Annotated in this window: 14 protein-coding genes; all 14 read left to right on the forward strand. The window is 61.2% G+C overall.

The genetic code is table 11. The annotated features are described in order from the left end of the window. Positions 1 to 67 precede the first annotated feature (67 nt). The 14 genes from mnmA (at position 68) to nuoF (ending at position 14,515) form a co-directional block, all read left to right on the forward strand. Positions 68 to 1,186, forward strand: coding sequence for a tRNA 2-thiouridine(34) synthase MnmA (gene mnmA / locus ACWPW0_RS12310; protein ID WP_454255483.1), 1,119 nt, complete (start codon positions 68 to 70; stop codon positions 1,184 to 1,186). Continuing rightward, a complete protein-coding gene (hflD, locus tag ACWPW0_RS12315) occupies positions 1,183 to 1,803 on the forward strand; it encodes a high frequency lysogenization protein HflD (protein ID WP_447591381.1) in 621 nt (206 codons plus the stop codon). Before mnmA ends, hflD begins: the two co-directional genes overlap by 4 nt. A 7-nt stretch (positions 1,804 to 1,810) precedes the next feature. Further along, positions 1,811 to 2,656: a DMT family transporter gene (locus tag ACWPW0_RS12320; protein WP_454255484.1), complete on the forward strand. Its 846-nt coding sequence runs from the start codon at positions 1,811 to 1,813 to the stop codon at positions 2,654 to 2,656. Positions 2,657 to 2,742: 86 nt separating this feature from the next. Next, complete coding sequence (gene purB / locus ACWPW0_RS12325; RefSeq protein ID WP_454256733.1) at positions 2,743 to 4,113, forward strand: adenylosuccinate lyase; 1,371 nt, start codon at positions 2,743 to 2,745, stop codon at positions 4,111 to 4,113. 60 nt (positions 4,114 to 4,173) lie between these two features. Further along, on the forward strand, positions 4,174 to 5,340 hold the full coding sequence (locus ACWPW0_RS12330; RefSeq protein ID WP_454255485.1) for a ribosomal protein uL16 3-hydroxylase: 1,167 nt from the start codon (positions 4,174 to 4,176) through the stop codon (positions 5,338 to 5,340). Continuing rightward, a complete protein-coding gene (locus ACWPW0_RS12335; RefSeq protein ID WP_447591375.1) occupies positions 5,333 to 5,758 on the forward strand; it encodes a GNAT family N-acetyltransferase in 426 nt (141 codons plus the stop codon). Before ACWPW0_RS12330 ends, ACWPW0_RS12335 begins: the two co-directional genes overlap by 8 nt. Before the next feature lie 9 nt (positions 5,759 to 5,767). After that, positions 5,768 to 6,397, forward strand: a complete 630-nt coding sequence (locus tag ACWPW0_RS12340) for a DUF7931 domain-containing protein (RefSeq protein WP_454255486.1) — start codon at positions 5,768 to 5,770, stop codon at positions 6,395 to 6,397. Further along, complete coding sequence (locus ACWPW0_RS12345) at positions 6,394 to 7,203, forward strand: secretin N-terminal domain-containing protein (protein ID WP_447591371.1); 810 nt, start codon at positions 6,394 to 6,396, stop codon at positions 7,201 to 7,203. The genes ACWPW0_RS12340 and ACWPW0_RS12345 overlap by 4 nt, the downstream gene beginning before the upstream one ends. Before the next feature lie 438 nt (positions 7,204 to 7,641). Beyond that, complete coding sequence (locus ACWPW0_RS12350; protein ID WP_447591369.1) at positions 7,642 to 9,237, forward strand: isocitrate lyase; 1,596 nt, start codon at positions 7,642 to 7,644, stop codon at positions 9,235 to 9,237. 474 nt (positions 9,238 to 9,711) lie between these two features. Further along, the gene (locus ACWPW0_RS12355; RefSeq protein ID WP_454255487.1) at positions 9,712 to 10,125 is read left to right on the forward strand and encodes an NADH-quinone oxidoreductase subunit A; all 414 of its coding nucleotides are present in this window, start codon (positions 9,712 to 9,714) and stop codon (positions 10,123 to 10,125) included. A 10-nt stretch (positions 10,126 to 10,135) separates the two neighbouring features. Further along, positions 10,136 to 10,813 carry a NuoB/complex I 20 kDa subunit family protein gene (locus ACWPW0_RS12360; protein WP_447591365.1) on the forward strand — a complete coding sequence of 226 codons (678 nt, stop codon included), beginning with the start codon at positions 10,136 to 10,138 and terminating at the stop codon, positions 10,811 to 10,813. Positions 10,814 to 10,870: 57 nt separating this feature from the next. Continuing rightward, positions 10,871 to 12,652, forward strand: coding sequence for an NADH-quinone oxidoreductase subunit C/D (nuoC, locus tag ACWPW0_RS12365; RefSeq protein WP_454255488.1), 1,782 nt, complete (start codon positions 10,871 to 10,873; stop codon positions 12,650 to 12,652). 1 nt (position 12,653) lies between these two features. Beyond that, positions 12,654 to 13,154 (forward strand): NADH-quinone oxidoreductase subunit NuoE, encoded by a 501-nt coding sequence (nuoE, locus tag ACWPW0_RS12370; protein WP_447591362.1) that lies wholly within the window; start codon positions 12,654 to 12,656, stop codon positions 13,152 to 13,154. Then, positions 13,151 to 14,515, forward strand: a complete 1,365-nt coding sequence (gene nuoF / locus ACWPW0_RS12375) for an NADH-quinone oxidoreductase subunit NuoF (RefSeq protein ID WP_447591360.1) — start codon at positions 13,151 to 13,153, stop codon at positions 14,513 to 14,515. The genes nuoE and nuoF overlap by 4 nt, the downstream gene beginning before the upstream one ends. Positions 14,516 to 14,564: the final 49 nt, after the last annotated feature.

Raw genomic sequence — 14,564 nt, forward strand, 5'->3', positions numbered from 1 at the left:
CAGCCCCTCGCCCTGGGGCTTCTGTTAGAATTCACGGCTTTGCCAGCATTCAAGCAGTCCGAACGCCATGTCTGAGCCAACCAAACCCCGCGTGATCGTCGGCATGTCCGGCGGCGTCGATTCGTCCGTTTCCGCTCTCCTGCTGCTCGAGCAGGGGTATCAGGTCGAAGGCCTGTTCATGAAGAACTGGGAAGAAGACGATGGCACCGAGTACTGCACCGCGATGGCAGACCTGGCCGATGCCCAGGCGGTATGCGACAAGATAGGCATCACGCTGCACACCGCCAATTTCGCGGCGGAATACTGGGACAACGTCTTCGAGCACTTTCTCGACGAATACAAAGCCGGTCGCACACCGAATCCGGACATCCTGTGCAACCGCGAGATCAAGTTCAAAGCCTTCCTCGATTACGCCCTGAGCCTCGGCGCAGACCTGATCGCCACGGGCCATTACGTGCGTCGCCGCGATATCGACGGGCGCAGCGAACTGCTCAAAGGCCTTGATCCGAACAAGGACCAGAGCTATTTCCTGCACGCCGTCGGCGGCGAGCAGATTGGCAAGACCCTGTTCCCGGTCGGCGAACTGGAGAAACCCCAGGTCCGCGCCATTGCCGAAAAATATGGCCTGGCCACGGCCAAGAAGAAGGACTCCACCGGCATCTGCTTCATCGGCGAGCGCCGGTTCAGTGACTTCCTCAAGCAATACCTGCCCGCCCAACCAGGGGATCTCGAAACCACCGACGGCGACGTCATCGGGCGCCACCACGGCCTGATGTACCACACCATCGGACAACGCCAGGGCCTGGGTATCGGCGGCCTGAAAGACGCCAGCGAAGAGCCGTGGTACGTCCTGCACAAGGACCTGTCACGCAACGTGCTGATCGTCGGCCAGGGCAACGATCATCCCTGGCTGTTCTCCCGCGCCCTGCTGGCCTCGGACATCTACTGGGTCAACCCAGTCGACCTTAAGACACCGCGCCAACTGACCGCCAAGGTGCGCTATCGCCAGAGCGACCAGACCTGCACGCTGGAAAAAACCGAACAGGGCTATCGCGCTGTATTCGTCGAACCACAACGCGCCGTCACCCCCGGCCAGTCCGTGGTCTTCTACGATGGCGAAATCTGCCTGGGTGGTGGCGTGATAGAACACGCAGAGCCTTGGTTCAATGGAGCGCAACAGGCATGACGCCAGTACAGGAACAACTGACGGCGCTGGCCGCCGTATTCCAGGCCGCCACCTTGGTCGACAAGATTGCCCGCACCGGCCAGGCCAGCGATGCCGATATTGGCTGCCTGCTCGGCAGCCTGCTGGTACGTGACCCGAAAAGCACCCTGGACGTTTACGGCGGCGATGACATCAACCTGCGTGAAGGCTACCGCGCCCTGGTCAACGCCCTTGAGCGTAATCCGGCCAGTCTGCAGCGCGAGCCCCTGCGCTACGCCCTTTCCCTGCTTGGCCTCGAGCGGCAGTTGAGCAAGCGCGAGGACATGCTGCAAATCATCGGCACTCGACTGGACCAGGTTCAGCAGCAGGTTGGCCATTTCGGTCTCACTCACGAGAACGTGATTGCCTCCTGTGGCGCGCTGTACCAGGACACCATCAGCACCTTCCGCCAACGCATCCAGGTCCATGGCGACATGCGCTTCCTGCAGCAACCCAATAACGCGGCAAAAATTCGTGCCCTGCTGTTGACCGGTATTCGCTCCGCACTCCTCTGGCGCCAGCTGGGTGGGCATCGCTGGCAGTTGGTGTTCAGCCGCAGCAAGCTGCTCAAGGAACTCTATCCCCTGCTGCGCACCTGACCCCTCCATGCGCAGCGTAAAGCCGCTTCAAGGTGCGCTGCTCCTGGCACTGTCCGCCCTGCTATTCGCCTTCATGGGCGCCGGCATTCGCGAGATTTCCGGCAGCGTCAACAACGAGTCGATCGTGTTCTTTCGCAACCTGATCGGTGTGTTGTTCTTCCTGCCGATGATCCTGGTCAGCGGCATTCAACCCCTCAAGACAGCGCACCTGAAATCGCACCTGTGGCGCGCCACCTACGGGCTGGCGGCGATGTACTGTTTTTTCTACGCCATTGCCCACCTGCCCCTGGCCGACGCGATGCTGTTCACGTATTCAGCACCCCTGTTCACGCCGTTTATCGCCCGCTGGTGGCTGAAGGAACCGCTGACCCGACGCATGCTGCTGACCTCCGTGCTGGGCCTGATTGGCGTATTGCTGGTCGCCAAACCCAGCGATGCCCTGCTCGATACCCAAGCCCTGATCGGCCTCGCCGCCAGCATCCTGGCCGCCTTTGCCTTCGTCTCGATCCGCGAGATGAGCAACACCGAACCCACCTTCCGTATCGTTTTCTACTTCGCCCTGTGCAGCACACTGATCGCTGCCGTGCCACTGAGCTGGGCCTGGCAACCTCTGGATAATCACCAGCTTGGCATGCTGCTCGGTATCGGCCTGCTCGCCACGGTCAGCCAGATCATCATGTCCAAGGCTTATGCGCTCGCGCCGCCTGGGCAAATCGGACCTGTTGCTTACCTGGCGATCGTGTTTGCCGGGCTGATCGCCTGGTGGCTCTGGGGTGAAGTACCCGATGTGTTGTCGATCGCTGGGGCGCTGCTCATCTTCGCCGCCGGTCTGTTCTCCATCTCGCGGCGCTGAGCGAGCAACAGCGGATCACAGATCGCCTAGCGATTTCATGTATGATGTGCGCCCTTTTCGTCGACCGACTGTCCGAGAACGCCTCCATGCAGCTCTCCTCGCTCACCGCGGTTTCCCCCGTTGATGGCCGCTATGCCGGCAAAACCAGCGCCCTGCGCCCGATCTTCAGCGAATACGGCCTGATCCGTTTCCGCGTCCTGGTCGAGGTCCGCTGGCTGCAACGCCTGGCTGCCCACGCCAGCGTTACCGAAGTACCGCCCTTCTCCGCCGAAGCACAAGCCATTCTCAACGAACTGGCAGAAAACTTCGCCGTCGAGCACGCCGAGCGCGTGAAAGAGATCGAGCGCACCACCAATCACGACGTCAAGGCCGTGGAATACCTGCTCAAGGAGCAAGCCGCCAAGCTGCCGGAACTGGCCGCCGTGAGCGAGTTCATCCACTTCGCCTGCACCAGTGAGGACATCAACAACCTGTCCCACGCCCTGATGCTGCGCGAAGGTCGCGACAGCGTATTGCTGCCACTGATGCGCCAGATCGCTGCCGCCATCCGTGAACTGGCGGTCAAGTTCGCCGACGTGCCGATGCTCTCGCGTACCCACGGCCAGCCTGCCTCGCCGACCACCTTGGGCAAGGAGCTGGCCAATGTCGTCTACCGCCTCGAGCGGCAGATCGTGCAGGTGGCTGGCGTCCCGCTGCTGGGCAAGATCAACGGCGCCGTGGGCAACTACAACGCACACCTGTCGGCCTACCCAAGCATCGACTGGGAAGCCAATGCCCGTCAGTTCATCGAGAACGACCTGGGCCTGCAGTGGAACCCCTACACCACGCAGATCGAGCCGCACGACTATATCGCCGAGCTGTTCGACGCCATTGCGCGCTTCAACACCATCCTCATCGACTTCGACCGCGACATCTGGGGCTACATCTCCCTCGGCTACTTCAAGCAGAAGACCGTGGCTGGTGAAATCGGCTCTTCGACCATGCCGCACAAGGTCAACCCGATCGACTTCGAGAACTCCGAAGGTAACCTTGGCATCGCCAATGCGCTCTTCCAGCACCTGGCCAGCAAGCTGCCGATTTCGCGCTGGCAACGTGACCTGACCGACTCCACCGTGCTGCGCAACCTCGGCGTCGGCTTCGCCCACAGCGTCATCGCCTACGAAGCCAGCCTCAAGGGTATCGGCAAGCTGGAGTTGAACGAAGCACGCATCGCCGCCGATCTGGACGCCTGCTGGGAAGTCCTCGCCGAGCCCATCCAGACCGTGATGCGCCGCTATGCCATTGAGAACCCTTACGAGAAGCTCAAGGAGCTGACGCGCGGCAAGGGCATCAGCCCAGAAGCCCTGCTCAGCTTCATCGACGGCCTGGATATGCCGGCTGCCGCCAAGGAAGAACTGAAGCAACTGACCCCGGCCAACTACATCGGCAACGCCGTAGCCCAGGCCAAGCGCGTCTAACCGACGCCCTTTATTTGCACGCCCGGCTGTGCCGGGCGTTTTTATTTCAAAGGCTTACAAATGACTACTGATGTACCTCTTCAACTGCTCGGCGGTCTTACAGCCCGTGAATTCCTGCGTGATTACTGGCAGAAGAAGCCTCTGCTGATCCGCCAGGCCATCCCTGACTTCGAAAGCCCGATCAGCCCGGACGAACTGGCCGGCCTGGCCCTGGAGGAAGAAGTCGAGTCGCGCCTGATCATCGAACAGGGCGAGCGCCCCTGGGAACTGCGTCGCGGCCCATTCGCCGAAGATGCGTTCAGCCAACTACCCGAGCGTGACTGGACCCTGCTGGTGCAAGCCGTCGACCAGTTCGTCCCGGATGTCGCCGAACTGCTCAAGCAGTTCAATTTCCTGCCCAGCTGGCGCATCGACGACGTGATGATCAGCTTCGCCGCACCCGGCGGGGGCGTTGGCCCGCACTACGACAACTACGACGTGTTCCTGCTGCAGGCCCATGGCCAGCGCCGCTGGAAGATCGGCCAGATGTGCGACAGCGACAGCCCGCTGCTGCCCCACGCCGATCTGCGCATCCTGGCCGACTTCCAGCAGACCGACGAATGGGTGCTGGAACCCGGCGACATGCTCTATCTGCCGCCACGCCTGGCCCATTTCGGCACCGCCGAGGACGATTGCCTGACCTACTCGGTCGGTTTCCGTGCCCCCAGCGCAGCCGAAGTGCTGACCCACTTCACCGACTTCCTCGCTCAGTTTCTGCCGGACGAAGAACGCTACAGCGATGCCGATATCGCCCCGACCAACGACCCGCACCAGATCCAGCGCGACTCGCTCGACCGCCTGAAAGCGCTGCTGGCCGAGCACATGAGCGACGAGCGCCTGTTACTGACCTGGTTCGGCCAGTTCATGACCGAACCTCGCTACCCTGAGCTGGTCGCCGGCAATGACATCGAAGAAGAGGATCTGCTGGCCAGCATCGACCAGGGCGCCGTGCTGATACGCAACCCCAGTGCCCGCCTCGCCTGGAGCGAAGTCGATGTCGGCCTGGTGCTGTTCGCCAGCGGCCAGAGCCGCTTGTTGCCTGCATCACTCAAGGAACTGCTCAGGCTGATCTGCGCCACCGACGCGCTGCATGCCGACAACCTTGAGCAATGGCTCACCGATGAAGACGGGCGTAAGCTGCTCTGCGAACTGGTCAAGCAAGGTAGTCTGGAGTTTGCTGATGAATAACATTCACGTTCGCCTCGCCGATTGGCAGAAAGACAATGCCGATCTGCGGCGCATCCGCGAGGCCGTATTCATCGCGGAACAAGCGGTTCCCGCCGAGCTCGAATGGGATGACGAAGACAGCGAGGCCGTGCACTTTCTGGCCACCGAGGGCGACTACCCGATCGGCACTGCCCGCCTTCTCCCGGACGGGCATATCGGCCGGGTTTCCGTACTTAAGGACTGGCGCGGCCTGAAAGTCGGCGATGCCCTGATGCAGGCCGTCATCAACGAAGCGGAACGTCGCGGCCAGCGCGAACAGAAACTCAGCGCCCAGGTGCATGCCAGCTCGTTCTACGAACGCCTGGGCTTTCGCATCGAAGGCGACGAGTACCTGGAAGCCGGCATCCCGCATGTCATGATGGTGCGCCATAGCGACTAGGAGCCCGTAATGAACGACGAAAACGCCCCTGCGCATGGAATCGAAGCCGACTTACCCGCCATCGACTTCCACTCGCCGGGGCGTTTCGCCATTCACAACCCGGAGACAGGCGGCACAATCGCATCCTCGCGAGAGCCTGCCCCTTTCATCCTCGGTGACCATTCGCACCTCGAGCGCTTCCATACCCCCGAGCAAGCCCAGGCCCACACGCTTGCCCTGCTGCAACAGGCGACACAGAGCCTGTGCCTGTTTACCCCGGACCTGGAGCCGCTGCTGTACAACCATGGCAGCGTACTGGATGCCTGCACCCGCTTTCTCCTGGCCAGCCCGAAGAACCGCCTGCGCATCCTCCTGCGCGACCCGACGCGCCCGGTGAAACAAGGACATCGACTGCTGCAACTGGCGCAACGGGTGACCAGCAACCTGCACATCCGCAAGTTGAATCCCGACAACATCAACGAAGAAAGCGCCTACTTGCTGGCAGATGAGCGCGGCCTCCTGCTGCGCCCACAACCAGACCTGCCGGCCGGCTATGCTTTGTACAACGACCCCGGCCGCGCTCGCCAACAACAGGCACGCTTTGACCAGGCGTGGGACGCCAGCCTTCTCGATCCTGACTTGCGGAGCTTTCTGCTATGACCCTGCGTACCTGCCTGGCCACGATGCTGCTCGCCCTCAGCCTGCCTCTGCATGCCGCCACCGAACTGATCCCGCTGGGCTATCGTACTGCCGACGAAGTGCTGCCTGTTGTGCAGTCAGCACTCGACGGCCAGGGCAAGGCCAGCGCCTACGGCAATCAACTGGTGATCAATGCGTCGCCGGAGAAAATTCGCGAAATCCGTGACCTGCTCGGGCAGCTGGATACTGCGCCTCGCCGCCTGCTGATCAGCGTCGACACCAACGAGTCAGGCATTCAGGACAGTGACGGCTACTCGGTCGATGGCTCGGCAAGCGTTGGCGGCGTGGACATTCAGGCAGGACGCGGCGAAGTGAGAGGCCGCGATCAGGTGCGCATCATTCGGCGCACCACCAACAGCCGCAGTGGCGGCGTGCAGCAGATCCAGGCCAGCGAGGGCTACCCCGCGCTGATCCAGGTCGGCCAGAGCGTACCGCTGACCACCTCCAGCGTCGGCCCCTATGGTCAGGTCTACAACAACACTCAGTATCGCAATGTCACCCAAGGCTTCTATGTGACCGCCAGCCTGACCGGCGACATCGTCCACCTCAACGTCAGCAGCAACAACGATCGCATGAGCAACACCCACCCTGGCGTGATCGACGTACAGAGCAGCGATACCCGCGTCAGCGGCCGCCTGGGCGAATGGATCAACCTGGGCGGCATCAGCCAACAGAACCAGAGCAACGACCGCGACATCCTGCGCCGCCATGCCACCCAGGGCAGCAACGACATGAACATGCGCATCAAGGTCGACGCGCTCGACTGACAACTGCCGCAGCGCAAATTATGTAGTAGGAAGAAAAATCCACTACAAAACGTTTGACGTACCCTCCGCCTGAGCGCATCATTGCCCCGCTCCCGCTAGCCAGGGGTTCTGCTTCAGAACCTCCAGATCGCTGCCGTAACACCATTCGGCACGGTCCGTGTTTTAACAGCCCACAAGGCGTTTCGACGAGGTTGCGACTGGAACGAAAGTTGTCCTGAGGGACGGGGAAGCCAAAGCACAAGCCAGATTGAAGACCCAGCACCCAGGTGCACAGGCTTCAAGCTGCTGTCTCGCCACCCCTCCGCTCTACCCCCTCTTTCGTCCCTGTCGAGATTTCGACGTTCTGCTGCGTGTCGCCCGCAACACTGCAAACTTTTGCACGTTGGTTTTGGGTGGGAAGTCGGTGCTCAACCAAACTCACACTTTGAAGGATTGACCATGTCAGCTTATCAAAACGACATCAAAGCCGTTGCCGCCCTGAAAGAAGCCGCCGGCAGCAGCTGGAGCGCTATCAACCCGGAATCCGTGGCCCGCATGCGCGCCCAGAACCGCTTCAAGACCGGTCTGGAAATCGCTCAGTACACTGCTGACATCATGCGCAAAGACATGGCCGAGTACGACGCCGACTCGTCCGTCTACACCCAGTCCCTGGGCTGCTGGCACGGCTTCATCGGTCAGCAGAAGCTGATCTCGATCAAGAAGCACCTGAAGACCACCAACAAGCGCTACCTGTACCTGTCCGGCTGGATGGTTGCCGCTCTGCGCTCCGACTTCGGCCCGCTGCCTGACCAATCCATGCACGAAAAGACCGCAGTTTCCGGTCTGATCGAAGAGCTGTACACCTTCCTGCGTCAGGCTGACAGCCGCGAGCTGGACCTGCTGTTCACCGCTCTGGATGCCGCTCGCGAAGCTGGCGACACCGCCAAAGCCGCTGAAATCCAGTCGCAGATCGACAACCACGAAACTCACATCGTGCCGATCATCGCCGACATCGACGCTGGTTTCGGTAACCCGGAAGCCACCTACCTGCTGGCCAAGCGCATGATCGAAGCAGGCGCTTGCTGCATCCAGATCGAAAACCAGGTTTCCGATGAGAAGCAGTGCGGCCACCAAGACGGCAAAGTGACCGTTCCGCACGCTGACTTCCTGGCGAAGATCGCTGCCGTTCGCTACGCCTTCCTGGAGCTGGGCATCGACAACGGCGTGATCGTTGCTCGTACCGACTCCCTGGGTGCCGGCCTGACCAAGCAAATCGCTGTAACCAAAGAAGCCGGCGACCTGGGCGACCAGTACAACAGCTTCCTGGACTGCGAAGAAGTTTCCGCTGCCGAGCTGGGCAATGGCGACGTCGTGATCAACCGCGAAGGCAAACTGCTGCGTCCGAAGCGCCTGCCGTCCAACCTGTTCCAGTTCCGCGCTGGCACCGGTGAAGCTCGCTGCGTACTGGACTGCATCACCTCGCTGCAGAACGGCGCCGACCTGCTGTGGATCGAAACCGAGAAGCCGCACGTTGGTCAGATCGCTGCCATGGTTGACGAGATCCGCAAGGTCATCCCGAACGCCAAGCTGGTCTACAACAACAGCCCGTCCTTCAACTGGACCCTGAACTTCCGTCAGCAGGTTTACGATGCGTTCGTTGCCGAAGGCAAAGACGTTTCCGCCTACGACCGCGCCAAGCTGATGAGCATCGACTACGATGCCACCGAACTGGCTCAGGTTGCCGACGAGAAGATCCGCACCTTCCAACGCGACGGTTCGGCTCACGCTGGCATCTTCCACCACCTGATCACGCTGCCGACCTACCACACCGCCGCGCTGTCCACCGACAACCTGGCCAAAGGTTACTTCGCAGACCAGGGCATGCTGGCTTACGTCAAAGGCGTACAGCGTGAAGAGCTGCGTCAGGGCATCGCTTGCGTCAAGCACCAGAACATGGCTGGCTCCGACATCGGCGACAACCATAAAGAGTACTTCGCTGGCGAAGCCGCTCTGAAGGCAAGCGGTAAAGACAACACCATGAACCAGTTCCACTAAGAACGGTTCACTCGGCCAAGACCACGATCAAGGCCGAGCGTGTTGAAAAAAGCCCCGGCAGAAATGCCGGGGCTTTTTTTGTCTGTAGAAATACCGCCAAGGCATCGCAGGCTCACACCCAGGCCTCAGGGGAAACAAATTGTGGCCAAACGGTCAGCAATCCCTACCGCTTTCGATAAGCCCATGATCTGTAAACAATTACCGACAGCATCCTTACAAAAAAGCGCCAAATCGGTACAGATAAACGCTATTCGAGCCATAAGACCAAAGTTTTAGAGCGGCTGCGCACAAGGAGACACCGGCTTTTCAGACGTGAAATCCCTTTTCCAGACAGACTCCTGTGCATTTTTCTATTCAGAAAAATTTACTTAACGGTCAATGCAGGCCTAAAATTGCGCGCATACTTTGCAGGGCACCTTTAATCGGGTGTACCTCACCATAATAGAAGCCGCCCCTTACCCAAGGAGTAACGGCATGCCTGATGCGGTAGCCACCATGTCCCATAACTGGGCGTTTGCCATTTTCCTGCTCGGAGTCTGCGCACTCATCGCGTTCATGCTCGGTCTATCCAGCCTGCTGGGTAGCAAAGCCTGGGGGCGCAGCAAGAACGAACCGTTCGAATCCGGCATGCTACCTACCGGCAGCGCCCAACTGCGCCTCTCCGCCAAGTTCTATCTGGTCGCGATGCTCTTCGTGATCTTCGACGTCGAAGCCCTCTTCCTTTTTGCTTGGTCAGTCTCCGTTCGCGAAAGCGGCTGGGCTGGACTGATCGAAGCTACCGTTTTCATAGCAATTCTGTTGGCAGGTCTTGTCTATCTTTGGCGTATCGGGGCGCTCGATTGGGCTCCCCAGGGACGTCGTGAACGGCAGGCGAAGCTAAAACAATGAGGCTTTGGCGATGCAATACAAACTTACTCGGATCGATCCGGATGCGCCTAATGAGCAGTATCCGGTCGGCGAGCGGGAGACTGTCTCCGACCCGCTGTTAGACGATCAGGTCCACAAGAACATCTACATGGGCAAGCTTGAGGATGTTCTCAGCGGTGCGGTGAACTGGGGGCGCAAGAACTCCCTGTGGCCGTACAACTTCGGCCTGTCCTGCTGCTACGTGGAAATGACCACCGCCTTTACTGCGCCGCACGACATTGCGCGCTTTGGTGCGGAAGTCATTCGTGCGTCTCCGCGCCAGGCCGACTTCATGGTCATCGCCGGTACCTGCTTCATCAAGATGGCCCCGGTCATACAGCGCCTGTACGAGCAGATGCTCGAGCCCAAGTGGGTGATCTCCATGGGTTCATGCGCCAACTCCGGCGGCATGTACGACATCTACTCGGTGGTCCAGGGGGTCGATAAGTTCCTCCCGGTCGACGTTTACATTCCCGGCTGCCCGCCCCGCCCCGAGGCATTCCTGCAAGGCCTGATGCTGTTGCAGGAATCCATCGGCAAGGAGCGTCGTCCGCTGTCCTGGGTCGTCGGCGATCAAGGCATTTACCGTGCCGATATGCCGTCGCAGAAAGAACAGCGCCGCGAACAACGTATCGCGGTTACCAACCTGCGCAGCCCCGACGAAGTGTGATTGCTGGCTCTTACCCGAGCCATTCACATCCGCCGTTGACCGATAGCGACCGAGACCATGACTGCAGACAGCATTCTGTCCATACCGCCTTATAAGGCAGACGACCAAGATGTCGTCGCCGAGCTTCATACCCGTTTTGGTGCTGATGCGTTTACCGCGCAAAGCACCCGCACCGGCATGCCAGTGCTATGGGTTGCCCGTGAGCGTCTGATCGAGGTGCTCACCTACCTGCGTAACCTGCCGCGCCCCTACGTCATGCTCTATGACCTGCACGGCGTCGACGAGCGCCTGCGCACGCAGCGCCGCGGCCTGCCGGGTGCCGACTTCACCGTCTTCTACCACCTGATGTCGATCGAACGAAACAGCGACATCATGCTCAAGGTGGCGCTCAGCGAAGGTGATCTCAACGTACCGACCGTGACCAGCATCTGGCCGAACGCCAACTGGTACGAGCGTGAGGTCTGGGACCTCTACGGCATCACCTTCAACGGTCACCCGCACCTGACCCGCATCATGATGCCGCCGACCTGGGAAGGTCACCCGCTGCGCAAGGACTACCCGGCACGTGCCACCGAGTTCGATCCGTTCAGCCTGACCCTGGCCAAGCAGCAGCACGAAGAGGAAGCCGCCCGCTTCAAGCCCGAAGACTGGGGCATGAAACGTGGCGGTGAGCACGAGGACTACATGTTCCTCAACCTCGGCCCCAACCACCCTTCCGCGCACGGTGCGTTCCGCATCATCCTGCAGCTGGACGGTGAAGAGATCGTCGACTGCGTGCCGGAGATCGGCTACCACCACCGTGGTGCCGAGAAGATGGCCGAGCGCCAGAGCTGGCACAGCTTCATCCCCTACACCGACCGTATCGACTACCTCGGCGGGGTGATGAACAACCTGCCGTACGTACTTTCGGTCGAGAAGCTGGCCGGCATCAAGGTGCCGCAGAAGGTCGACGTCATCCGCATCATGATGGCCGAGTTCTTCCGCATCACCAGTCACCTGCTGTTCCTGGGCACCTATATCCAGGACGTCGGCGCCATGACCCCGGTGTTCTTCACGTTCACCGACCGCCAGCGCGCCTACAAGGTCATCGAAGCCATCACCGGCTTCCGTCTGCACCCGGCCTGGTACCGCATCGGTGGCGTCGCCCATGACCTGCCGCGCGGCTGGGATGGCCTGGTCAAGGAGTTCGTCGACTGGCTGCCCAAGCGCCTCGACGAGTACGAAAAGGCCGCGCTGAAAAACAGCATCCTCAAAGGTCGGACCATCGGCGTTGCCCAGTACAACACCAAGGAAGCCCTGGAATGGGGAGTCACCGGTGCCGGCCTGCGCTCCACCGGCCTGGACTTCGACCTGCGCAAGGCGCGCCCATACTCGGGCTACGAGAACTTCGAATTCGAAGTGCCGCTGGCGGTGAACGGCGATGCCTACGACCGTTGCATGGTCCGCGTCGAAGAGATGCGCCAGAGCATCCGTATCATTGATCAGTGCATGCGCAACATGCCGGAAGGCCCGTACAAAGCGGATCACCCGCTGACCACGCCGCCGCCGAAAGAGCGCACGTTGCAACACATCGAGACCCTCATCACCCACTTCCTGCAGGTTTCCTGGGGTCCGGTCATGCCGGCCAACGAGAGCTTCCAGATGATTGAGGCGACCAAGGGCATCAACAGCTACTACCTGACGAGCGACGGCAGCACCATGAGCTACCGCACCCGGATTCGTACGCCGAGCTTCGCCCACCTGCAGCAGATCCCTTCGGTGATCCGCGGCAGCATGGTGGCCGACCTCATCGCCTACCTGGGCAGTATCGACTTCGTTATGGCTGACGTGGACCGCTGACATGAGCCAGACATCCCTGATTCAAACCGACCGTTTTGCCCTGAGCGAAACCGAGCGCTCGGCCATCGAGCACGAAATGCACCACTACGAGGACCCGCGTGCGGCGTCCATCGAAGCCCTGAAGATCGTGCAAAAGGAGCGTGGCTGGGTACCGGACGGCGCTGCCGATGCCATCGGCGCAATCCTCGGCATTCCGGCGAGCGACGTTGAAGGTGTTGCCACCTTCTATAGTCAGATCTTCCGCCAGCCGGTCGGTCGCCACATCATTCGCGTCTGCGACAGCATGACCTGCTTTGTTGGCGGCCATGAAAACGTGCTGGAAAGCATCAAGGGTGAGCTGGGCATCGTTCCCGGCCAGACCACCGCCGACGGCCGTTTCACCCTGCTGCCCGTGTGCTGCCTGGGCAACTGCGACAAGGCCCCGGCGCTGATGATCGACGATGAAACCTTCGGCAATGTCCAGCCGGAAAGCGTTGGCCAACTGCTGGAGAGCTTCCAATGACCAGCCGCAGCTCGACCATCCTCACCTCCCACGGGCCGATCAACCACATCGCCCGCACCGAGGAAACCCACCCGCTGACCTGGCGTCTGCGTGACGACGCCCAGCCGGTCTGGCTTGACGAGTACCAGCAGAAGAACGGCTATGCCGCTGCACGCAAGGCCCTCGGCGAAATGGCCCAGGCCGATATCGTGCAGACGGTCAAGGATTCCGGCCTGAAAGGTCGTGGCGGTGCGGGCTTCCCCACCGGCGTCAAATGGGGCCTGATGCCCGCTGACGAATCCATGAACATCCGCTACCTGCTGTGCAACGCGGACGAGATGGAGCCCAACACCTGGAAAGACCGCATGCTCATGGAGCAACTGCCGCACCTGCTGGTGGAAGGCATGCTGATCTCCGCGCGCGCGCTCAAGGCCTACCGTGGTTACATCTTCCTGCGTGGCGAGTACGTCGACGCCGCCGCCAACCTCAATCGTGCCATCGAGGAAGCCAAGGCCGCCGGCCTGCTGGGCAAGAACATCCTCGGCAGCGGCTTCGATTTCGAGTTGTTCGTGCACACCGGCGCCGGGCGCTACATCTGCGGTGAAGAAACCGCACTGATCAACTCCCTCGAAGGCCGCCGCGCCAACCCGCGCTCCAAGCCGCCCTTCCCGGCCGCTGTCGGCGTGTGGGGCAAACCGACCTGCGTGAACAACGTAGAGACCCTGTGCAACGTCCCGGCCATCGTCGCCAATGGCGTCGACTGGTACAAAACCCTGGCCCGCCCGGGCAGCGAAGACATGGGCACCAAGCTCATGGGCTTCTCCGGCAAGGTGAAGAACCCAGGGATCTGGGAACTGCCTTTCGGCCTGCCGGCTCGCGAGCTGTTCGAGGACTATGCCGGTGGCATGCGTGACGGTTTCACGCTGAAAGCCTGGCAGCCTGGCGGCGCCGGTACCGGCTTCCTGCTGCCGGAGCACCTGGACGCGGCCATGTTCGCCGGCGGCATCGCCAAGGTCGGCACGCGCATGGGTACCGGCCTGGCCCTGGCCATCGACGACAGCGTCAACATGGTCTCGCTGCTGCGCAACATGGAAGAGTTCTTCGCCCGCGAGTCCTGTGGCTGGTGCACACCGTGCCGCGACGGCCTGCCGTGGAGCGTGAAGATTCTCCGTGCCCTGGAGCGTAAGCAAGGCACCCGCGAGGACATCGACACCCTGCTCGGCCTGGTCAACTTCCTCGGCCCCGGCAAGACCTTCTGTGCTCACGCACCGGGCGCCGTGGAGCCACTGGGCAGCGCGATCAAGTATTTCCGTCCGGAGTTCGAGGCTGGCGTGTCCAGTCAGGCGACACCGGCAGCGACGGGGCAATTCGCTCCCGCGTGAAGATTCATGCTGCGGCGGCCACTGACCTGGCCCCGCGACACACCGAGAT

The organism is Pseudomonas sp. Marseille-Q8238 (assembly GCF_965111915.1).

Excerpts from the sequence above, each read along its gene's own strand:
- mnmA (WP_454255483.1), top strand. The coding sequence starts at position 68 with ATGTCTGAGCCAACCAAACCCCGCGTGATCGTCGGCATGTCCGGCGGC.
- hflD (WP_447591381.1), top strand. The coding sequence starts at position 1,183 with ATGACGCCAGTACAGGAACAACTGACGGCGCTGGCCGCCGTATTCCAG.
- ACWPW0_RS12320 (WP_454255484.1), top strand. The coding sequence starts at position 1,811 with ATGCGCAGCGTAAAGCCGCTTCAAGGTGCGCTGCTCCTGGCACTGTCC.
- purB (WP_454256733.1), top strand. The coding sequence starts at position 2,743 with ATGCAGCTCTCCTCGCTCACCGCGGTTTCCCCCGTTGATGGCCGCTAT.
- ACWPW0_RS12330 (WP_454255485.1), top strand. The coding sequence starts at position 4,174 with ATGACTACTGATGTACCTCTTCAACTGCTCGGCGGTCTTACAGCCCGT.
- ACWPW0_RS12335 (WP_447591375.1), top strand. The coding sequence starts at position 5,333 with ATGAATAACATTCACGTTCGCCTCGCCGATTGGCAGAAAGACAATGCC.
- ACWPW0_RS12340 (WP_454255486.1), top strand. The coding sequence starts at position 5,768 with ATGAACGACGAAAACGCCCCTGCGCATGGAATCGAAGCCGACTTACCC.
- ACWPW0_RS12345 (WP_447591371.1), top strand. The coding sequence starts at position 6,394 with ATGACCCTGCGTACCTGCCTGGCCACGATGCTGCTCGCCCTCAGCCTG.
- ACWPW0_RS12350 (WP_447591369.1), top strand. The coding sequence starts at position 7,642 with ATGTCAGCTTATCAAAACGACATCAAAGCCGTTGCCGCCCTGAAAGAA.
- ACWPW0_RS12355 (WP_454255487.1), top strand. The coding sequence starts at position 9,712 with ATGCCTGATGCGGTAGCCACCATGTCCCATAACTGGGCGTTTGCCATT.
- ACWPW0_RS12360 (WP_447591365.1), top strand. The coding sequence starts at position 10,136 with ATGCAATACAAACTTACTCGGATCGATCCGGATGCGCCTAATGAGCAG.
- nuoC (WP_454255488.1), top strand. The coding sequence starts at position 10,871 with ATGACTGCAGACAGCATTCTGTCCATACCGCCTTATAAGGCAGACGAC.
- nuoE (WP_447591362.1), top strand. The coding sequence starts at position 12,654 with ATGAGCCAGACATCCCTGATTCAAACCGACCGTTTTGCCCTGAGCGAA.
- nuoF (WP_447591360.1), top strand. The coding sequence starts at position 13,151 with ATGACCAGCCGCAGCTCGACCATCCTCACCTCCCACGGGCCGATCAAC.